The sequence below is a fragment of the Tsukamurella sp. II2bb genome, from assembly GCF_057815145.1.
This window is the reverse complement of sequence record NZ_JBYPZI010000001.1, coordinates 100,364-120,630: the sequence shown is the minus strand read 5'-3', so window position 1 is coordinate 120,630 and position 20,267 is coordinate 100,364. Positions and strand designations below refer to the sequence as shown.

Below are 20,267 nucleotides of genomic sequence, written 5' to 3'. Positions count from 1 at the left end.
CCGCGAGGTAGCCCCCACCCCTCCGGAGAGCTGATTGCCCTTCCCTTTTCGTCCGATGTTCCCGGGCCTCTCGTCCACCCGGGTCGACGGTGCCCGGTGCGCGCCGCCAGAAAAAGGCGCGGGCGCTGCGTTGTTGACCTGGGCGGCCGAAGCATCTTTCGAAGCGTTCTGCGGTGGATAGCCCCCAGATCCGTCGCAGAACGCTTCGAAAGATGCTTGCCGGCGGCTACTGCTGCGCGTCGAAGCGGGCGGGGCGCTTGTTCAGCATGGCGTCGACGCCCTCGCGGTGGTCGTCGGTCGTCAGCAGGACGACCTGGGACTCGGTCTCGCGACGGAGGGCGTCGTCGAGGCCGGCGAGGGTGGCGGCGTTCATGGCGCGCTTGGTGGCGGCGATCGCCTCCCGCGGACCGGAGGCGAGTTTCGCCGCCGCGGCGGCGACGGCACCGTCGAGCTCCTCGGCGGGATGGACCGCGGTGACCATCCCGGCGGCGAGGGCCTGGGGGCCGTAGAGACGCTCGCCGAGGAGCGCCATCCCCATCGCGCGGGTGCGGCCGATCGCGGCGGGGACGAGAGCCGTGGTGCCCGCGTCGGGCAGCAGGCCGATGCCCACGAACGGCAGGAGGAAGTAGGCGGATTCGGCGACGAAGGTGAGGTCGGCGGCGAGCGCCAACCCCACGGCCATACCCGCGCAGGGCCCGTTCACCTTGGCGATCACCGGGATCGACGCCGCGATGATGGCGCGCACGTAGGCGTTGACGGCTTCGAGGGCCTCCTGCGGTTCCGTCCGCTCCCCCGCCAGATCGGCTCCGGTGGAGAAGGCGCGACCCTCTCCGGTGATCACCACGACCCGGATGGCGGGGTCCGCGTCCGCCTCCTCGATCATCCGGGTCAGCTCCCGCGCCGCGCGAATGCCGAAGGCGTTCATCCGCTGCGGACGGGTGATCGTGATCGTCAGGACGCCACCGTCGACCGTGCACCGGAAGTTCTCGCTCATGCCACGGCCTCCGCGATCCGCGCCAGCGGCACGATCGGGTACGGGACGCCGGACTGCTCGGTGAAAGACGTTGCGAACATGAGCCGAAAACTAGCACAGATGAGAGAACAGTCTCTAACATATTGACATATTCCCGTTCCCGCCCCGGAGGACCGCCATGACCGCACCGTCGACGACCACGCCCGGTGACCTGATCTCCACCGATCCGCGCACCGGCGCCGAGGTGGCCCGCTTCCCGATCGCCGACGCGGACGCCGTCGCGGGTGTCGTCGAGCGCGCCCGCGCGGCGGCGCAGTGGTGGGGCGGACTGGAACCCAGGGCACGCCGCAACTGGCTCCTGCGCTTCCGCTCCGAGCTCTCCCGCCGCGCAGAAGAACTCGCCGCGGTGATCTCCGCCGAGACCGGCAAGCCCGCCGACGACGCCCTCCTCGAGGTCATGCTGGCCGTGGTGCACGTCGACTGGGCCGCCAAGAACGCGCAGAACGTTCTCGGCCGCCACAGGGTCTCGCCGGGTGTGCTGGGCGCGAACCTCGCCGCCACCGTCGAATACCTGCCCTTCGGCGTGGTCGGCGTCATCGGCCCGTGGAACTACCCCGTCTACACCCCGATGGGCTCGGTCACCTACGCCCTGGCCGCCGGCAACGCCGTGGTCTTCAAGCCCAGTGAGCTGACACCCGCCGTCGGGCAGTTCCTCGCCGACACCTGGGACGCGGCGTGCCCCGGACAGCCCGTCCTGCAGGTCGTGCACGGCGCCGGGGCGACCGGCGCCGCGCTGTGCCGCTCCGGCGTCGACAAACTGGCCTTCACCGGCTCCGCCCGCACCGCCCGCACCGTCATGGCCACCTGCTCCGAGAGCCTGACGCCCGTCACCATCGAGGGCGGCGGCAAGGACGCCTTCATCGTCGACCGCGACGCCGACATCGACGCCGCCGCGGCCACCGCCGCCTTCGGTGCCTTCGGCAACGCGGGCCAGACCTGCGCGGGCGTCGAGCGGGTCTACGTCGTCGACGAGCGGTACGACGAGTTCGTCGACAAGCTGGCGGCCACCGCGCGCGCCGTCCGGGGCGGGAACGACGACGGCGCGGACTACGGCCCGGCGACCATGCGTGGGCAGCTGTCGATCATCGCGAGCCACATCGACGACGCCCTGCACCGCGGCGGCCGGGCCCTGGTCGGCGGCCGCGAGTCGGTCGGCGAGACCGTCGTGCAGCCCGTCGTCCTCGTCGACGTCCCCGAGGACTCGGCCGCCGTGACCGAGGAGACCTTCGGGCCGACCGTCGTGGTGAACCGGGTGGCGTCCGTCGAGGAGGCGATCGAGCGGGCCAACCACAGCAGCTACGGGCTGTCGGCGGCGATCATGACCCGCGATGTCGCGCGTGGGCGGGCGCTCGCGCGGCGGTTGCGCACCGGCGCCGTCGCCGTGAACTCCTTCCTCTCCTTCGCCTCCGTTCCGGCGCTGCCCTTCGGCGGTCTCGGCGACTCGGGGTTCGGCCGGATCCACGGGGCGGACGGGCTCCGCGAGTTCAGCCGCCCGCAGTCGGTCGCCGCACAGCGGTTCCCGGCCCCGATGAACCTGCTCTCCTTCGACCGCAAGGCGCGCGACATGAAGGCGGTGCGCTTCTTGCTCAAGCACGTCTACGGGCGATAGCCCGTCAGAAGGTGGTCGTGTTCGCGACGTCGACGCTCACCCCGTGGCCGTCGCGGGTGAAGACCGTCTTCCCCGCCGACGCCTCCACGGTCCAGCCGAAGGCGCTGTAGGTGTGCCCGTAGCGGATCGTGGTGGCGGGGTCGGTGACCGCCATGTTGCCGTAGTACCAGCCGAGCTCGCCGCCGCGGTAGACGAACCCGGAGGCGGGTTCGCCGGTCTTCGCCCGATAGCTCTTCCCGAACTCGCCGGACTGGCACTCCAACAGCTCGGCCCGGAGGTTGCACGTGGTCTTCCCCGACTCGGTGAGCACCCGGACCGCCTTCCCGGGGGTGGTCTGCAGTGCCGTGACGCTCACGCGGACCGTCGCCGACGGTCCCGCCGGGGTCGGCTGCTGCGTGCCGGTGGAACCGGTGCCCGACTGAGCGCTCGGCGCGGCGGTCACCGTCACCGTCGAGCCCGGGCCGGAGGACGAGCGGTCCCCGCACCCCGCCGCAGCCACAGCCACCAGGACCAGCGCTCCCGCGACCTTCATCGACGACCTCATGTCCACTCCTCCCGCGCCGCGTCGGAGCGGCTCATCCAGGGGAATCGGTCGACGATGCACGATCGTTAACAAGGGTCCCGACTCTGCCGGCCGCTGCTGGTGATCCACGGCGCGTGGAACGCGAACCCGCTGCAGCCGCTCACCGGCCGAGCGTGACCGCACCGTCGACCTGGGCCGTTCGCCCGGACCGATAGGGTGGGGCGCATGTCCCGGCCCAGTTTCCGCCCCGATCGGGTGGCGTGGACCGTGCTCGGTCTCACCGCTGCAGCGCTCGTCATCGGCTATCAGATCAAGGCGCAGTGCACCGGCGCGCCGTTCGACCAGTTCGGCCGCTCCGAGGGCTTCGCCTCGATGCCCGGCCGGATCTGCTACTCCGACATCCAGTACCTGTGGACGGGGCGCGAGGTCGACAACCACGTCTTCCCGTACCTCACCGGCTGGATCGACGGCGACGGCAAACTGCAGGGCGGCGCCATCGAGTACCCCGTGCTCAGCGGCCTGCTGTTCTGGGTCGGCGCGATCGGCGCGCACAACGACGCCGAGTTCCTGCTGCACATGGCACTGCTCCTCGCCCCCTTCGGGCTGCTGACCGGCTGGGTGCTCGCGAAGATCTCCGGTCGCACCGCCGCGCTCTGGGCCGTCGCGCCGCCGCTGGCGCTGTACGCGTACCACAACATGGAGCTGCCGGTCGTCGCAGCCGCGACCGTCGGCTTCGGGATCATGGCCTGGGCGGACCGGACCGGCGGCTCCATCCGGATACCGGCGATGGCGACGGCGGCCGTCCTCGCCATCGGCTTCGACCTCAAGATCTACCCGGGACTGTTCGTCGCGCCGCTGGTGCTGTACGTGCTCACGCACGGCAGGGCGGGCACCGTCGCGCTGCCCGACGGTCCCGGGCGTCGCGCCCGGATCGACTGGCGGCTGCTCGACTGGGTCGGCGCCGCCGCCACCGCCGCGACGGCCGTCGTGGTGGCGGTTGCGATCAACGTGCCGTTCATGGTCCTCGGCTTCGAGGGCTGGCGCGCCTCGCTGAAGTTCCAGGAACTGCGCACGGCGGACCTGTCGACGAACTCGATCTGGTACTGGGGCGTGCTCAAGGCCTTCGACGATCCGGCGGACTACGACGGGCTCGTCGGCGTCCTCTCCCCACTGCTGATCGTGGTCTCGATCGCCGCGCTGCTGGTGTACGGCTGGATCCGCTTCCGCCGCACCGGGATCTACCCCTGGCTCGGCGTGAGCGGCGCGATCCTGGCCGCGTTCATGCTCTTCCACAAGGTGCACTCGCCGCAGTACGTGCTGTGGCTGCTGCCCTTCTTCGTCCTGCTCAAGGTCGACTGGCGGCTGATCGGGGCGTACCTGCTCTTCGACCTGAGCCTCGAAATGACCGTGTGGAACTACTTCTCCGAGCACGCCGCGAACCAGCCGATCACGTGGTGGGTTCAGTGGGGCGTCTGGATCGGGGTCTGGGGCCGGGCTGCGCTGCTGCTGGTCTTCATCTGGTACCTGCCCCGCTGTGCGCTGCGGCTCAGGCGCCCGGCGTGGTCCGGCGCACCGTCGAGCACGCCGCCCACGGGATCGTCCAGCGGCGGTGAGTACGGCCCCGGGAAGGTCGATCGCACCAGGTCCTCGTCGGGCCGGTAGATCTGCCGGATCACCAGCGCGCACAGGCCGATCACGGCCAGATCGCGCAGGAGGACGGTGGCCGTGAAGGCCTGCTCGGGCAGCCCCTTGTTCTGCATGCCGAGGAAGTACATCATCCGCGGTACCCAGACGAGGGCGTCGATCGTCATCCACGCGAGCAGGATCCGGGTGTGCGGGATCGCGAGCACCGCGAGCGGCACCAACCACAGCGAGTACTGCGGGCTCCACACCTTGTTGACCAGTAGGAAGCCGGCCACGAGGAGGAAGGCGAGCTGCGCGACCCGCGGCCGCCGCGGCGCCTTCAGCGCAAGGTAACCGACGCCCGCGATCACGGCCACGAAGAGCACCAGGGTGATGCCGTTCGCCAGCGGGGAGGCGCCGCCGCGCGGGCCCTGCCCCCCGAACACCCAGCCGCCGGTGAAGGAGCTGACCACCGCGTAGATCGAATCCATGTCGACAGGACGGATCGAGTTGCGGTGGAAGAACTCCCACCAGCCGCGCGGAGCGGCCACGAGGATCGGCAGATTGACGGCAACCCAGGTGGCGATCGCCAGGGCGGCGGCGGTGAACCAGGGCCGCAGTTTTCCGGCGCGTAGGCACAGGAAGAAGAGCACGATCAGCAGGAAGGCCGGGTACAGCTTCGCCGCCGTGCCCAGGCCGATGACGACGCCGGCCCACGCGTGCCGCTCCCTCGACCACAGCAGCATGCCCACCGCCATCGCGGCGACGGCGATCGTGTCGAAGTTGGTGAAGGCGTGCACGATCACCAGCGGTGACGCTGCCATCAGCATCGCGTCCCAGGGCCGTCGCGCCCCCGGGCGCGACGGGGACGCCGCCCCACCGGCTGATCGGGTGGTCGCCCAGACCGCGATCAGCCAGAACAGGGCGAGGCCGACGGCCGCCACTGTGAAGAACAGCACCACCTCGATCGCCGCCGGAACGCCCCACTCGTCGTGCAGGTGCGCCCACGCCTTGGCGACCTTCATCGCGGCGTACTGGTACATGCCGGTGAGCACCGGGTACTCCATGTAGCGCTCCTGCCGGGCGCCCGTGGGATCGGTGTCGAAGAACTGCGTGACATAGGGCATGAGGCCCTCGTCGAGGCGCTCGGCGCCGTACAGCGGCACCGTGTCCGAGTAGCACATCGCCGCGTACGGACGGTTGCCCGACCAGTCGAGCACCAGCTGCCCGCCGTCGGACCGCTGCTGCAGGCAGCCGGCCTTGGTGGTCCAGCCCAGTGCCAGGAAGAGCACCGCCACCAGCAGGATCAGCCGCAGGGGAGTGAAGAAGCGCTGGAAGCCGACGAGGGCGTGCGCTCCGACGGGGCCGCCGACCGCGGTCGAGAAGTCCCGCGCCACCGCGTCGGTGTGGCTGGGCACGTCCCGGTCCGGCTCGATCACGGTGGCGGGGTCGAACCGTCCGGGGCTCACGTGCAGGCGGTCGTCCTCGTCCTCCCGGGGAACCGTCACGGCACCGGGTTGGTCACCCGCGGCGCGCCCGTACCGGGGACCGTCCCCGCGCCCGCGCCCGGCCGGGGCCGGGTGGTGGGCTGGCCCGGGAAGGTCGGATTACCCGGCTGCGTGGTCGTCGGATCCCACGGGAACGTCGGCAGCGGCACGCCGGGCAGGCCCGGCACCGTCCGCGACGGTGAATCGCCGGCCGAGGCCGAGGCGGACGCCGAGCCCGTCGTGGAGGGGCGCACGCGCGTCTCCACGGGGACGCCGGCCTGCCCGCCGATCGCGCCCGGCGTCGGGAAGGACTCGTAGTCCGTGCCCGAGAGGGCGCCGTCCATCGTCTGCTTCCACACGTCCGACGGGACGCCCGAGCCGTAGATGCTGCCGCCGTAGGCGTTGACGATCGGGCCGCCCTTGTCGTTGCCGACCCACACCGCGGTGGAGATCGACGGGGTGTAGCCGACCATCCACGCGTCCTTGTTCTGGCCCGTGTCCTGGTACTGCGCGGTGCCCGTCTTCGCCGCCGAGGCGCGGCCGCCGGCCAGGCCGTGGCCGTTCGAGTAGGCCGCGATGGGCTGCAGCGCGGCGGTCACGTTGTTGGCGACGTCCTTGCTGAACCGGCGCTCACCGGGATCGGACGAGCGGTCGAGGAGCGTCCGGCCATCGGCCGTGGTCACCTTGGTGATCAGGTGCGGGGCGCGGTAGACGCCCTCGGCCGCGAGCGTGGCGTAGGCGGAGGCCATGTCGATCGGGCGGCTCTGGTACTGGCCGAGGACGACGCCGCCCTCGACACCGCTGCCGTCGGCCTGCTCGAGCGTCTTCTTGATGCTGCCGAAGCTCTCGGCCACGCCGGCCTTGTGGGCCGCGTCCGCGACCGCCTGGGCCTGACCGTTGAGGTCCATCATGAGCCGGTAGTAGACGGTGTTGAGCGACATCTTCATCGCGGTCGCCAGGTTGCAGCTGCCGCAGGACTCGCCGTCGGAGTTGTTCACCGTGACGCCCTGCGCCTTGAACGGCGCCGAGGAGTACACCCGCGAGAGCGGGATGCCCTGCTCGAGCCCCGCGACCAGGGCGAAGACCTTGAACGACGAACCGGTCTGCAGGCCCGCCTGCACGCGGTCGTAGCCGTTGCCGTCGTCACCGCCGTAGTAGGCGAGCACGCCGCCGGTCTTCGGGTCGACGGAGACGATCGCCGTGCGCAGGTCCTTCGGCTGGTTCTCCGCCATGTTCTTGGCGGCCTTCACCGCGGCGGCCTGCGCCTGCTGATCGATCGTGGTGGTGATCTTCAGGCCCTGAGTGTTCAGCGTCGACTCGTCGATGCCGGCGTCCTTCAGCTCGCGGAGCACCTGCGTCTTGATCAGGCCGTTCGGGCCCGCCGACAGGTCATCGGACTGGACGCGGCCCTGCGCGACCGTCTTGGGGAACTGCAGCTTGGCGCGCTGCGCGGGATCGAGGATCTTCATGTCGACCATGCCGTCGAGCACGTAGTTCCATCGGCCGGTCGCATCGGCGAGGTGCGTCGTGGGCTCGTACAGCGACGGTCCGCGGACCAGGCCGGCGAGGAGCGCCGCCTGCTCGACCTTGAGGTCCTTGGCGTTGACGTTGAAATAGGCCTTCGACGCCGCCTGGAGGCCGTACGCGCCACGACCGAAGTAGATCGTGTTCAGGTACGCGGCCATGATGTCGTCCTTGGACCAGGAGTTGGACATCTTGGTGGAGATGATCAACTCCTTCCACTTCCGCGAGAGCGAGGACTCGTCGCCGACCAGGGCGTTCTTCACGTACTGCTGGGTGATGGTCGAGCCGCCGCCGGCGTCCTCGCCGTCACCGGCCACACCGGGGATGCGCTTCCAGACGGCGCGGGCGAAGCCCTTGAGCGAGAAGCCCGGGTTGGTCGCGAAATCGCGGTCCTCCGCAGCCATGATCGCGTTCTTCATGACGTCGGGGATGTCCTGCGCGGGCAGGATCTCGCGGTTGCCCTCGGGCGGGACGACGCGCGCGATGGGCGTGTTGCCGTCCTTCATGACGATGGTCGCGACCTGGTTCGTCTGGATCTCACCCGGCTGCGGCACATCAGTGCGCCAGTAGCCCACGAGGAAGGCCAGCAGGGCGATGACCAGGATCAGGGCGACGCCCGCCACCCCACCGGTCACGACACGTCGGAAGAGTGATCCGCTCACGAGCGCTCGGAGGCCCTTCTTGTCGGGGTCATGGTCACCGTCGTCCGGCTCGTCGGACCCGTCGCCGGAGCCGTCGCCCGGACCACCGCCGCCCGGGCCGTCACCACCGGGTCCGTCACCGCCCGGACCGTCACCACCCGCGGCGGGGACGGGGGCGGTCTTGCGGATCACCACGGGCTGCTCCGCCGGGGGCTCGGGCTCCGATGGTGCGCCGCGATCGGCCTCGGCGGCGAGCTCGTCGTTGTCGACGGGGCGGCCGGAGAGCGGGCGGTACGCGGTCCGGGGCGCGTTCTGATCACCCGCGGCGGGGCCGGCTTCCGGACCGGCCGGAGCCGGACCCGCACCGGGAGCGGCGGGCGGGGGCGTAGCACCGGGCTGGGACGCACCGGGTGCGGGCGTGCCGGGACGTGTGGTGTCCGCGCCGGGGGGCGCCACGAGGGGGAACTGCATGGTCTCCGCGGCCTGCGGCGTCACCGGGCGCGGCGGGGTGGGGCCTGAAGGCCGCGACGGCTCTCCGGCCGCCCCGTTCCGCTCGTCCTTGCCACCCGGGTTCGTCACCGCTGGTTCTCCGCTCGTCTCTTCGTCGTCTCGTTTGGGTTCCGTGCAGGCCGTGCCGCTCAGCCGGGAGCGGCGCGCCGCTTCCGGCGCGGCTGTGGGGGCAGGCCCGCCACGTAGGACTGCACCAGATGGTTCCAATTGCACGACCTGCAGACCTCCACGACGTGCACGGAGAACTCCACGCGAGTGGATTCCAGCTCGTGCAGCTCCGCGTCCGTACGGGCCGAGCCCGACGCCGGACCGAGCGAATCGCCGAACACCCAGGACACGAGCGTCAGCTGCTCCTTCCGGCAGATCGGGCAGAGCACCTCGGACGGGCGCCCGTGGAACTTGGCCGCGCGCAGCAGGTACGGGTCGGCATCGCACACCGACTTCACCGCGGTGCGCCCGGCGTTGACCGACGCCAGCAGCGATCGCCGCTGCAGCGCGTAGTCCACCGTTTGCCTCTGCGTCCGCACGGATCCAATGTACGTGTCCGCGCCCTCGGACGCCGAGACAAGGGCATACCGCCCGCGACGATCGTTCCCGGTCCAGCGCGCGAGCCGGGTCCGAATCCGGCTCACGAGCCGCCTCACCGCCGCCTGAGGTTCACCGGCGGTTCACCGCTGGGGTATCGTCGTATATATCGGCTCGATACAACCGCCGATCGATTGATGAGATAGATCCACTCGCGTCGGCCGCTTCGGGCTCGGCGCCGCGCCAGGGAGAGGAGGCGGCGATGCTGGAACTGGCTGTTCTCGGATTGCTGCACGAGTCCCCCATGCACGGCTACGAGATCCGTAAGCGTCTGACGGAACTGCTGGGTCCGTTCCGCGCGTTCTCCTACGGATCGCTGTATCCCGCTCTGCGCCGTGCGCAGGACGCCGGGTACATCGCCGAAGAAGAGGCGCCGGGCCCCACGGCGGCTACTCGCAAGCGCCGCGCACGCCGTGTCTACGGACTGACCCCGGCCGGCAGGAAGCGGTTCTCCGCCCTCGTCGCCGACACCGGTCCGCAGAACTTCACGGACGACGGGTTCGGCGTACATCTCGCCTTCTTCACCGCCACCCCCGCCCAGGCCCGGCTGCGCATCCTCGAGGGACGCCGCCGGCAGGTCGAGGAGCGGCGGGAGGAGCTCCGTCGGGCCCTCGCGGCCGGGGGCTCGAGCGAGACGTACACGCGGCAGTTGCACGAGCTGGGGCTGGAAACGACGGAGCGGGAGGTTCGGTGGCTCAACGAGTTGATCGCCGCCGAGTCCCGTTCCGACCAACAGGATCGGCCCGCGCGCTCCGCTCCCGGCGCCGACATCACTGACACCGACTGAAGGGAAGAACGGTGACCGACAACTCCACCAAGGTCCGCGTTGCGATCGTCGGCGTGGGCAACTGCGCCAGCTCGCTCGTGCAGGGCGTGCACTACTACAAGGACGTGGCCGACGATGCCACCGTTCCGGGCCTCATGCATGTGAAGTTCGGTCCGTACCACGTGCGCGACGTCGAGTTCGTCGCCGCGTTCGACGTGGACGGCAAGAAGGTGGGCTTCGACCTCTCGGACGCCATCAATGCCTCCGAGAACAACACCATCAAGATCGCCGACGTGCCGCCGACCGGCGTCACCGTGCAGCGCGGCCACACGCTCGACGGCCTGGGCAAGTACTACCGGCTGACCATCGAAGAGGCACCGGGCGAGGGTGTCGACGTCGTCCAGGCGCTCAAGGACGCCGAGGTCGACGTGCTCGTCTCCTACCTGCCGGTGGGCTCCGAGGAGGCCGACAAGTTCTACGCGCAGTGCGCCATCGACGCGGGCGTGGCCTTCGTCAACGCGCTGCCCGTCTTCATCGCCTCCGACCCGGAGTGGGCCGCGAAGTTCCGCGACGCGGGCGTCCCGATCGTCGGCGACGACATCAAGTCGCAGGTCGGCGCCACCATCACGCACCGCGTGATGGCCAAGCTGTTCGAGGACCGCGGCGTCACGCTGGACCGCACGTACCAGCTCAACGTCGGCGGCAACATGGACTTCAAGAACATGCTCGAGCGCGACCGCCTCGAGTCGAAGAAGGTCTCCAAGACGCAGGCCGTCACGTCGAACCTCAACGGCCCGCTCGCCGGCAAGGTGCACGACAAGAACGTGCACATCGGCCCGTCGGACTACGTGGAGTGGCTCGACGACCGCAAGTGGGCGTACGTCCGCCTCGAGGGTCGCGCCTTCGGCGACGTGCCGCTGAACCTGGAGTACAAGCTCGAGGTCTGGGACTCGCCCAACTCGGCCGGCATCATCATCGACGCCGTGCGCGCCGCGAAGATCGCCAAGGACCGCGGCATCGGCGGCCCCGTGATCCCCGCGTCGGCGTACCTGATGAAGTCCCCGCCGGAGCAGATCGCCGACGATGTCGCGCGCGCTCAGCTCGAGGAGTTCATCATCGGCGCGGACTAGTCCCCGCCCGGCCGGCGCGTCCGGTCACCGTCGTAGGCCCGTCCCCCGTCCTGGGTGGCGGGCCTGCGGCGTCCCGTGGCCCGCCCCGGAGTTCGCCCTGGGCGAAACGCCCGATTCGCTCAGGTTCTCGTCAGCCGCGAGCTGCGCTCTCTCGGTACCGTCGGGTCATGGATCCCGTACTGCTCCTCGTCGCCGTCGTCGCCGTCGCGCTCGTCGTCCTGCTCGTGGTCCGCGGCAACCGGAACCGGTCCACCGCCCTCTCCGACGCCCAGGCCGACGCCCGCGCCACCATCGACCGGCTCGCCGGCCAGGTGAACAACCTCGTCGGGTCGAACGACGCGGCGCGCCAGGCCCTCGCCGACGCGGGCGAGCGGTACACCGCCGCCGGCGCGCAGGTGGGCAGCGCGAACACGCCGGCCCAGGCCCGGCTCGCCAAGCAGACCGCGCTCGAGGGCCTCTACTACGCCCGCGCCGCCCGCGTGGCGATGGACATGGACCCGGGCCCGCCCATCCCCGAGCTCGACGGTCAGCGCACCGCCGGTTCCATCACCGAGGATCGGTCCGTCGACGTCGAGGGGCGCACCCTCGAGGCCTCGCCGGCCCCGTCGGACCGCACTCCGAACTACTACCCCGGCGGCGTCGTGGCCGGCCGCCCGGTGCCCGCGGGCTGGTACAGCGAGCCCTGGTGGAAGCCGGCGCTCGTCGCCGGCGCCTGGGGCGTGGGCAGCTATCTGCTGTTCAGCTCGCTGTTCGCCGGGATGGCCGGGGTCGGCCCCGCCGTCCTCGCCGACGGTGCCGGCATCGCGGACGGTGGCGACACCGGCGGGGACTTCGGCGGCGACGGGGGCAGCGGCTTCGGCGATTTCGGCGGCGGAGATTTCGGGGGTGGTGACTTCGGCGGCGGCGGTGACTTCGGCGGATTCGATTTCTAGCCGGGCCCTGCCGCCTCCGACCCCGCCGCGCGTTGCGGCTCGGCGACGGACCTCCGGCGCCGGTAGGATCAGCTGACGTGTTCCGCATCTTCGGACTGTCCTTCGCCGTCACGATCGCTGCCCTCGTGGCGGCGTTCCTCTACGGCGGTCCGCAGGCGCTGCTCGTGACGCTGATCCTCGGCGTCCTCGAGATCAGCCTGTCCTTCGACAACGCCGTGATCAACGCGACCGTGCTCGAGCGCATGAGCGCCTTCTGGGTGCGGATGTTCCTCACCGTCGGCATCCTGATCGCGGTGGTCGGGATGCGGCTGGTCTTCCCGCTCGCGATCGTGTGGATCACGGCCGGCCTCAATCCGGTGGAGGCGATGGACCTCGCCCTCAACCCGCCGGACGACGGTGCCGCGTACTTCCCGGACGGCAGTGCCAGCTACGAGACGCTGATCACCGCTGCGCACCCGCAGATCGCCGCGTTCGGCGGCATGTTCCTGCTGATGCTCTTCCTCGACTTCGTCCTCGATCCCGAGCGGGAGATCACCTGGCTGAGCTGGATCGAAGGGCCGCTGCAGCGCATCGGCCGGCTGAGCCGGGTCCCGATCGTCGTGGCCCTGGCCGCGCTCGCGGCCACGGGGGTGTGGGCGGCGCACGACGCCGACGAATCGAAGACCGTCTTCACCGCCGGGCTGTTCGGGATGATCACGTACATCGTGGTGAACGTCCTCGGCGACTTCTTCCACGTGGAGCAACTCGAGGAGCGGGCGCAGAGCGCCCGTTCCGGCCCGTCGGAGCTGGTGAAGGCGACCGGCAGGGCCGGCTTCTTCCTGTTCGTCTATCTCGAGGTGCTTGACGCGTCGTTCTCCTTCGACGGTGTAATCGGCGCGTTCGCCATCACCGCGGATCCGGTCGTCATCGCCCTGGGCCTCGGCTGCATCGGCGCGATGTTCGTCCGCTCGCTCACCGTCTACCTCGTGGAGAAGGGCACACTCGCCGAGTACGTCTACCTCGAGCACGGCGCGCACTGGGCGATCGGCGCCCTGGCCGGCATCCTGTTGTATTCGATCGCCACCCCGGTACCCGAGCTGGTGACGGGTCTCGTGGGCGTGGTGCTGATCATCGCCGCACTGATCTCGAGCGTGCTCTACAACCGCCGCGCGGGCGGCTCGGACAGCGGCGCCGAACCCGCGCCGGTCGCCGCACGCCGCTGACCCTCTGCCCGCCGTCCGACGGTGCGCCTGTCGCGCACCGTCGGACGGGCTCCGCATCAGGCGGGGGCCGAAGCCACCTTCTTGGTACGGAGGTAGAGCACGGCGCAGATCGCGGCGAAGACGACGACACCCAGCGCCTCACCCCAATGCACCCAGTTCTCGCCGACGAAGGGCAGCGCCAGGGGTTCGTCCTCGTCGGTCGCGACGACGATGCCCGCGTAGATCACGCCGAACAGCGACTCGCCGACGATGAGGCCCGTGGCGAGCAGCGTGCCCAGCCGCTTGCGGCCCTCGGCGACCTCGCCCGTAGCGGAGCGATCGGCCCACCGGTTGTAGAAGAAGCCGAGCACGGCGCCGACGGGGATCATCAGCGTCACGCTCATCGGCAGGTACATGCCCATGCCCACGGCGAGCGGCGGCAGCCGGAACTTCGAGGCGCGGGAGAGCACCTCGTCGATGACGATCACGACGGCGCCGATGAGCACGCCGAGGCCGATGAGGCCCCAGTCGAGGTCGCCGCCGAAGACGCCCTTCGACAGGCTCGCCAGCAGCGAGGCCTGCGGCGCGGCGAGGGCGTTGTCCCCCGCGCCCGGGGCGCCGACGAAGCCGAAGCCGCTCTGCAGGAGGTCCAGCACGGGCGGGATGATCGCGGAGCCGAAGGCGACGCCGACGACGAGGGCGACCTGCTGCTTCCACGGCGTGGCGCCGACGAGCTGGCCGGTCTTGAGGTCCTGCAGATTGTCGTTGGAGATGGTGGCGATGGAGAAGATGATGGCCGCGGTGAACAGCGTGTACGCGATGAGCGCGGTCGCGGTCTCACCCTCCGCCGGTCCCCAGACCGCGCGGATCAGCAGCGCCGCGGACAGCACGACGAGGATGCCGACGCCCGAGATCGGGCTGTTCGACGCGCCGATCAGGCCGGCCATGTACCCGCAGACGGACGCGACGACGAGGCCGAGGACCAGGATGTAGACGATGCTCAGCGTGATGATGCCGCCGGACTGACCCTCGAGCGCGGAGCCACCGGTGAACGTCCACAGCAGCACGCCGATCGGCACGAGCGAGGCGATGATGATGCCGGCGACATACGGGAAGGGGATGTCGCGTTCGGTGATGTCCACCAGCTCGCCGTCGCGGCGCTTGCGCGACGAGGCGATCGAGTCGGCGACACCGCGCAGCACCGGGCCGAGGATCTTGATCAGCGTCCACACGGCCGCGACGGCGATCGCGCCGGCACCGATGAGGCGGACCTCGGTGCTGAACGCGGTCGAGATGACCTTGGCGATGCTGCCGGTCTCGGGCAGATCGCCCGAGGTCCACATCGGGAGCAGCACGAAGTAGGAGATGACGAGGCCGACGATCATCGCGAAGCCGACACTGAGGCCCACCAGGTGGCCGACGCCGATCAGCGCGAGGGAGAGACCGGGAACGAAGAGCGTGCCACCGTTGCCGATGCGCAGCGTGGTCGACAGGCCCTCGGCGACGACCTTCGTCTTCGCCAGCAGTGCGTAGCCCGCGGAGGCCAGGGATCCGACCACGATGAGCCGAAGGCCCCGCTTGTTCTCGCTCGCGCCCTCGGCGGTGTCGCCGACCTTGAGCACCTCGGCCGCGGCGACGCCCTCGGGGAAGGGCAGGTCGGAGCCGGTGACCAGCGCCCGCCGCAGCGGGATCGAGTACATGACGCCGAGCACGCCGCCGACCAGGCAGACCAGGCTGGTGGTCCAGTACGGGAAGTCCGCCCACCAGCCGATCATCACGAGGCCGGGGAGGATGAAGACGATGGCGGAGAGGGTGCCGGCCGCCGACGCGATGGTCTGGACGATGTTGTTCTCCACCACGGAGTGATTCGCGAAGTAACGCAGCAGCGCCATCGAGATCACGGCCGCCGGGATCGAGGTGGCGAAGGTCAGTCCGACCTTCAGTCCGAGGTAGGCGTTGGCCGCAGTGAAGACCAGCGTGATGATGCCGCCGAGGACGACGGCCCGAGTCGTGAACTCGCGCACGCCGGATTTCGGCGCGGCGGGTGCCGGTGTGGACATGGTGTATCCCTTCTCTGGGGACGCGGCCGGATTCGGCCGAACGTGAAAACCCTAGGTCCAAGCAGGGGATCGTACGGCTCGAACGAACGAGGTCGTGCGGCGAGGTCACGAGTCGTAGGGTGAGTGGGTGCGAAACCGGATTCGTTGCGGGGTGGTCATCCTCCCCCAGTACCCGTGGCCCGAGGCGCGCCGGCGCTGGCGCAAGGCGGAGGAGCTGGGCTTCGACCACGCCTGGACCTACGACCACCTGTCCTGGCGGACGCTGGCCGACCAGCCCTGGGGCGCGACGGTCCCGCTGCTCACCGCGGCGGCCACCGCCACGGACCGCATCCGCCTCGGCACCTTCGTGACCTCCCCGAACTTCCGGCACCCGGTCCCGTTCGCGAAGGATCTGGCCGGCGTGGACGAGATCTCCGGTGGCCGTCTCCTCCTCGGGATCGGCTCCGGCGGCACGGGATTCGACGCCTTCGTCCTCGGTCAGCCCGAGCTCACGCCCCGCGAGCGGCACGACCGCTTCGTGGAGTTCACCCGCGGCCTCGACGTCCTCCTGCGGTTCGAGCAGGAGGGCCCCATCTCCTTCGACGGTGCCTACTACCGGGCCGTCGACGCGCGGATGGTCGGCGCGCCCGCGCAGCCGCCGCGCGTGCCCTTCGTACTCGCGGCGAACGGCCCCAAGGGCCTTCGGCTCGTGGCGGAACTGGGGCAGGGATGGGTCACCACCGGGCCCGACGGGGACGGTGGTGACGCCTGGTGGTCCCGCGTCGCGGAGCTCTCGCGCCGGCTCGACGACGCTCTGGACGCCGCCGGGCGGGAGCGGGGCACCGTCGACCGGTACCTGTCGATCGACTCGGGCGGGACCTACTCGTTGAGCTCGCCCGACGCCGCCGACGATGCCCTGGGGCGCGCCGCGGAGCTCGGCTTCACCGACGTGATCCTGCACTGGCCGCGCGACGGCGAGCCGTACCAGGGCACCGAGGCAGCGCTCGACGCCTTCGCGGAGCGACACCTGCGCGACTGAACTCCGCGCGGTAGCGCTCGCTACGTCCGACCGAGGTGGATCTGTCGGGCGCGGGCGATGGTGGGCGCCACCGTATCGACGAGATACGACTGCCTATCGGTCTGACCCCAGTTGTGGATCGCCCTCGGCGTGGACGGATGCGTGAAGGTCGCGATCATCGTCTCGTGCGTACCGATGCGCGCCCGCTCGAGCAGGCCGTCGGTGCCCACCGTCCGGATGAGCGCACCGAGCTGGGATCGCGCTCCCTTGCCCTGGAAGATGACGAAGTCCGGCTCCAGTACCTCCACCGTCTTCCGCAGATGGGGAAAGCAGTTGCGGGACATCGTCCTCGTGCCCCTGCTCTCCGTCGTGCCCGGCGCGACGGCCGAGCACAGCCGCACGTTGGCCATCGCGTACGTCTCCATCACGTGGACCGGCTCCGGCTCGTTCTCCAGATCGACGTACTCGCCCGCCCGATCCGCTCCCGGCACGCCGCCGAGCGCGAGCCGCAACGCACTGGTGGTGCCCCGCATGTGGGGGTTCCGTCCCTTGAAGGTCGTGTTCATCGATGCGACCAGTTCCTCGTGACGCTGCTCCAGCGTCACGTGTTCGCGGCCCCGCCCCGTTTCCATGGCGATCACCAGCACCCGCCATGACCCCGAACCGTCCGACAGGTCGTAGTGCTCGCCGACGTGCGAGAGCTGCCCACCGTGGAAGTCGACCCTCGTCGAATCGATCGAATCGCGACAGGAACCCTGCCGGGCGCAGACGAGCCGCGCACCGTCGTCGACATCGCTCGTCATGTACCGACGAAGTTCCGCCACCCGCTCACGGGTGCGCCCTGGATCGCTGCTGAAGGCCACGGGCGGACGCTAACACCGACGACCGACACGTGGAGCCGATCGTGGCGGTGCCGTACCTCTCCCGATCGTTCACCCGAGCTTTGCCGACTGCTTACGTACCGCTTCTACATTGACGGGGATTCAGCCGAGTCAGCACGATCAGCCCAGCTCAGCGACAGGGAGACCCCATGCGCCTGCCACACCTCCGCCTGCTCACCGAGCACGACGGCAAGTCCGCGCGCTCGCGCACGACCTGCAAGTACAAGTGCGGGAACCAGTGCTTCCGCGAGCACGACAACCAGTCGGAGGGCGAGTACTTCGGCGACATCACGCGCCGCACCGTGCTCCGCGGGGCCGGGGTGGCGGCGCTCGGCGCGGGTGCGGTCACCGTTCTCGCGGCGTGCGGCGACAGCGGCTCCGGCGGAGCCGGGGCATCGTCGAGCGCTGCGGCGGGGAGCGGGGCACCGTCGGCGAACGTGACCGCGCCCGGCCTGGACTTCGCGCCCGTCGCCCCGAACAAGGCCGACGCCGTGACGGTGCCGGAAGGCTACGAGCAGGCCGTCGTGATCCGCTGGGGCGATCCGGTGCTGCCGGGTGCGCCGCAGTTCGACTTCGACAAGCAGACCCCCGAGGCGCAGGCGCAGCAGTTCGGCTTCAACAACGACTTCACCGACCTGATCCCCGTGGACGGCAAGCCGGACACCTTCCTCATGGTGTGCAACCAGGAGTACACGACCGGCACCGCGATGTTCAAGGGCTACAAGGAGGGTGACCCGACGGAGAACCAGGTGCGGGTCGAGATGGCCGCGCACGGGATCTCCGTCGTGGAGGTCAAGGGCGAACCCGGCTCGGGGAGGCTGACTCCCGTTCTGGGCGAGTACAACCGGCGGATCACGGCCTCCACGCCGTTCGAGCTCCGCGGTCCCGCCGCCGGCACCGTCTTCACCAGGACCACCGCCGATCCCACCGGTGCGCGCGTGCTCGGCACCATCGCCAACTGCTCGGGCGGCATCACCCCGTGGGGCACGATGATCTCGGGCGAGGAGAACTACACCAACTACTTCTCCGGCACCGACAAGCCGCCGCTGCCGGGCCTCGCGGAGGGCTGGAAGCGCTACGGCGTCGGCAAGGACGAGGACGCGCACCACTGGATGAAGTACGAGGACCGGTTCGACCTGTCCAAGGAGCCCAACGAGATCAACCGCTTCGGCTACCTCGTCGAGGTCAACCCGCACGACCCGAAGTCGACGCCGGTCAAGCACTCCGCGCTGGGCCGGCTCAAGCGCGAGGGCGGCAACATCTACGTGACGCCCAGCGGCGACGTGGTGACCTACTGCGGCGACGACTCGAAGTTCGAGTACATCTACAAGTTCGTCAGTTCGCGGAAGATCCAGCAGGGCAAGGGCGCCGCCGCGATGGAGGCGAACATGCGGATCCTCGACGAGGGCACGCTGTACGTCGCGAAGTTCGAGGGCCCGAAGGTGGAGAACGGCAGGGTCCCCGAGGGCGGCTACCGGGGCACCGGGACGTGGATCCCGTTGCTCACCACCAACGCCGACGGCAGCGCGCAGTCGCACGTCGAGGGGATGCCGGCGGAGAACGTGGCGCTGTGGACCCGCGTCGCGGGCGACAAGGTGGGCGCCACGAAGATGGACCGCCCCGAGGACATCGAACCGAATCCCAAGACCGGCAAGGTCTACTGCGCGTTGACCAACAACAGCGACCGTGGCGCAGAGGGCAAGCCCGGCATCGACACGCCGAACCCGCGCGTGAAGAACAAGAGCGGGCAGCTGCTCGAGATCACCGACGACCACACGGGGACCTCGTTCTCCTGGGACCTGCTACTGGTGTGCGGCGATCCCGCCGCGGCCGACACCTACTACGGCGGCTTCGACAAGACCAAGGTCTCGCGAATCAGCTGCCCCGACAACGTCACCTTCGATTCGCACGGCAACCTGTGGATCTCGACGGATGGCACCAACTCGACCTTCGACAGCAACGACGGCCTCTTCGGCGTCGTCCTCGAGGGCAAGGACCGCGGCCTGACGAAGCAGTTCCTGACGGTGCCCTTCGGCGCCGAGACGTGCGGCCCCGTCGTGCGCGAGAACCGCGTCCTGGTCGCCGTGCAGCACCCCGGTGAGACCGATGGTGCCTCGGCCGACAAGCCCAGCTCGCACTGGCCCGACGGTGGCTCCCCTCAGCCCCGTCCGGCGGTGGTCGCGGTGTGGAAGAAGTCGGGGAGCATCGGGTCGTAGTAACCGGTCCCCCGGGTCCGACGGTGCCGCTCCCCGCTGAGGGAACGGCACCGTCGCATTTGTGCCTACTATCGTCTTCATGAATTCCGCGTCCGAAGCACCCGACGCTCCGGCGACGCCGCCGCCCGCGGCCGCGCTCGAGGACCTCGCTGCGCGTCTGCGCCCTCCGCTGTTGCAGCTGCACTTCTTGGTCCGGCGCAACACTCCGGGCCCCGACCTGACGCCGGCCCAGCAGGCGGCGCTGCAGAGTCTGCTCCGTCTCGGCCCCGTTCGCATGGGCGAACTCGCCCGCTACCTGCGGATTCGTCTCCCCTCCGCGACCAGTGCCGTGGATGGGCTGGAGCGGTTGGGCCTCGCCGAGCGCAACCCGGATCCGGACGACGGGCGCGCCGTCGTCGTCCAGCTCTCCGAGCACGGCACCGAGCTGACCTCCCAGCTGATCGCGGCGCGCAACGCGATGCTGGCCGAGCATCTCAGCGAGCTCACGGAAGAGGAACGGCACACCCTCGACGCGGCGGTGCCCGCGCTGAACCGGCTCATGGAGCTGTACCGCGACGCGCTCTGACTGA

15 protein-coding genes are annotated in these 20,267 nt (G+C 70.2%); 8 read left to right on the top strand and 7 right to left on the bottom strand.

Annotated elements, in window-relative coordinates:
- Window positions 1-226 precede the first annotated feature (226 nt).
- Window positions 227-994 (bottom strand): enoyl-CoA hydratase-related protein, encoded by a 768-nt coding sequence (locus tag AC21LY_RS00610; protein ID WP_489044184.1) that lies wholly within the window; start codon window positions 992-994, stop codon window positions 227-229.
- A 157-nt stretch (window positions 995-1,151) separates the two neighbouring features.
- Here AC21LY_RS00610 and AC21LY_RS00605 point away from each other — a divergent pair, with 157 nt between their 5' ends.
- The gene (locus AC21LY_RS00605; protein ID WP_489044183.1) at window positions 1,152-2,642 is read left to right on the top strand and encodes an aldehyde dehydrogenase family protein; all 1,491 of its coding nucleotides are present in this window, start codon (window positions 1,152-1,154) and stop codon (window positions 2,640-2,642) included.
- A gap of 4 nt (window positions 2,643-2,646) precedes the next feature.
- Here AC21LY_RS00605 and AC21LY_RS00600 read toward each other — a convergent pair whose 3' ends face one another.
- The 4 genes from AC21LY_RS00600 to AC21LY_RS00585 form a co-directional block, all read right to left on the bottom strand.
- Window positions 2,647-3,186, bottom strand: a complete 540-nt coding sequence (locus tag AC21LY_RS00600; RefSeq protein ID WP_489044182.1) for a hypothetical protein — start codon at window positions 3,184-3,186, stop codon at window positions 2,647-2,649.
- A 1,439-nt stretch (window positions 3,187-4,625) separates the two neighbouring features.
- On the bottom strand, window positions 4,626-6,257 hold the full coding sequence (locus AC21LY_RS00595) for a glycosyltransferase family 87 protein (protein WP_489045392.1): 1,632 nt from the start codon (window positions 6,255-6,257) through the stop codon (window positions 4,626-4,628).
- A gap of 35 nt (window positions 6,258-6,292) precedes the next feature.
- Window positions 6,293-9,019 (bottom strand): transglycosylase domain-containing protein, encoded by a 2,727-nt coding sequence (locus tag AC21LY_RS00590; RefSeq protein WP_489044181.1) that lies wholly within the window; start codon window positions 9,017-9,019, stop codon window positions 6,293-6,295.
- Between the two features lie 59 nt (window positions 9,020-9,078).
- The gene (locus AC21LY_RS00585) at window positions 9,079-9,477 is read right to left on the bottom strand and encodes a DUF5318 domain-containing protein (RefSeq protein ID WP_489044180.1); all 399 of its coding nucleotides are present in this window, start codon (window positions 9,475-9,477) and stop codon (window positions 9,079-9,081) included.
- 260 nt (window positions 9,478-9,737) lie between these two features.
- On the opposite strand from AC21LY_RS00585, the gene AC21LY_RS00580 reads away from it, so the two are divergent.
- The 4 genes from AC21LY_RS00580 (at window position 9,738) to AC21LY_RS00565 (ending at window position 13,565) form a co-directional block, all read left to right on the top strand.
- On the top strand, window positions 9,738-10,322 hold the full coding sequence (locus tag AC21LY_RS00580) for a PadR family transcriptional regulator (RefSeq protein WP_489044179.1): 585 nt from the start codon (window positions 9,738-9,740) through the stop codon (window positions 10,320-10,322).
- Window positions 10,323-10,333: 11 nt separating this feature from the next.
- Window positions 10,334-11,431: an inositol-3-phosphate synthase gene (locus tag AC21LY_RS00575; protein WP_489044178.1), complete on the top strand. Its 1,098-nt coding sequence runs from the start codon at window positions 10,334-10,336 to the stop codon at window positions 11,429-11,431.
- Between the two features lie 167 nt (window positions 11,432-11,598).
- Entirely contained in the window at window positions 11,599-12,363 is a 765-nt protein-coding gene (locus AC21LY_RS00570) for a DUF1542 domain-containing protein (RefSeq protein ID WP_489044177.1), read from the top strand.
- Between the two features lie 77 nt (window positions 12,364-12,440).
- Entirely contained in the window at window positions 12,441-13,565 is a 1,125-nt protein-coding gene (locus AC21LY_RS00565) for a DUF475 domain-containing protein (protein ID WP_489044176.1), read from the top strand.
- Window positions 13,566-13,621: 56 nt separating this feature from the next.
- Here AC21LY_RS00565 and AC21LY_RS00560 read toward each other — a convergent pair whose 3' ends face one another.
- On the bottom strand, window positions 13,622-15,604 hold the full coding sequence (locus AC21LY_RS00560) for an OPT family oligopeptide transporter (protein ID WP_489044175.1): 1,983 nt from the start codon (window positions 15,602-15,604) through the stop codon (window positions 13,622-13,624).
- A gap of 127 nt (window positions 15,605-15,731) precedes the next feature.
- On the opposite strand from AC21LY_RS00560, the gene AC21LY_RS00555 reads away from it, so the two are divergent.
- A complete protein-coding gene (locus AC21LY_RS00555) occupies window positions 15,732-16,622 on the top strand; it encodes an LLM class flavin-dependent oxidoreductase (RefSeq protein WP_489044174.1) in 891 nt (296 codons plus the stop codon).
- Window positions 16,623-16,642: 20 nt separating this feature from the next.
- Here AC21LY_RS00555 and AC21LY_RS00550 read toward each other — a convergent pair whose 3' ends face one another.
- Window positions 16,643-17,464, bottom strand: coding sequence for a hypothetical protein (locus AC21LY_RS00550; RefSeq protein ID WP_489044173.1), 822 nt, complete (start codon window positions 17,462-17,464; stop codon window positions 16,643-16,645).
- A gap of 167 nt (window positions 17,465-17,631) precedes the next feature.
- Between AC21LY_RS00550 and AC21LY_RS00545 the strand changes: the two genes are divergently transcribed.
- Both AC21LY_RS00545 and AC21LY_RS00540 read left to right on the top strand, forming a co-directional pair.
- Entirely contained in the window at window positions 17,632-19,698 is a 2,067-nt protein-coding gene (locus tag AC21LY_RS00545; RefSeq protein WP_489044172.1) for a PhoX family protein, read from the top strand.
- A 79-nt stretch (window positions 19,699-19,777) separates the two neighbouring features.
- Window positions 19,778-20,263: a MarR family winged helix-turn-helix transcriptional regulator gene (locus AC21LY_RS00540; RefSeq protein ID WP_489044171.1), complete on the top strand. Its 486-nt coding sequence runs from the start codon at window positions 19,778-19,780 to the stop codon at window positions 20,261-20,263.
- Window positions 20,264-20,267 lie beyond the last annotated feature (4 nt).

Coding starts and splice junctions, on each gene's coding strand:
- AC21LY_RS00610 (WP_489044184.1), bottom strand. CDS start 994: ATGAGCGAGAACTTCCGGTGCACGGTCGACGGTGGCGTCCTGACGATC.
- AC21LY_RS00605 (WP_489044183.1), top strand. CDS start 1,152: ATGACCGCACCGTCGACGACCACGCCCGGTGACCTGATCTCCACCGAT.
- AC21LY_RS00600 (WP_489044182.1), bottom strand. CDS start 3,186: ATGAGGTCGTCGATGAAGGTCGCGGGAGCGCTGGTCCTGGTGGCTGTG.
- AC21LY_RS00580 (WP_489044179.1), top strand. CDS start 9,738: ATGCTGGAACTGGCTGTTCTCGGATTGCTGCACGAGTCCCCCATGCAC.
- AC21LY_RS00570 (WP_489044177.1), top strand. CDS start 11,599: ATGGATCCCGTACTGCTCCTCGTCGCCGTCGTCGCCGTCGCGCTCGTC.
- AC21LY_RS00560 (WP_489044175.1), bottom strand. CDS start 15,604: ATGTCCACACCGGCACCCGCCGCGCCGAAATCCGGCGTGCGCGAGTTC.
- AC21LY_RS00545 (WP_489044172.1), top strand. CDS start 17,632: ATGCGCCTGCCACACCTCCGCCTGCTCACCGAGCACGACGGCAAGTCC.
- AC21LY_RS00540 (WP_489044171.1), top strand. CDS start 19,778: ATGAATTCCGCGTCCGAAGCACCCGACGCTCCGGCGACGCCGCCGCCC.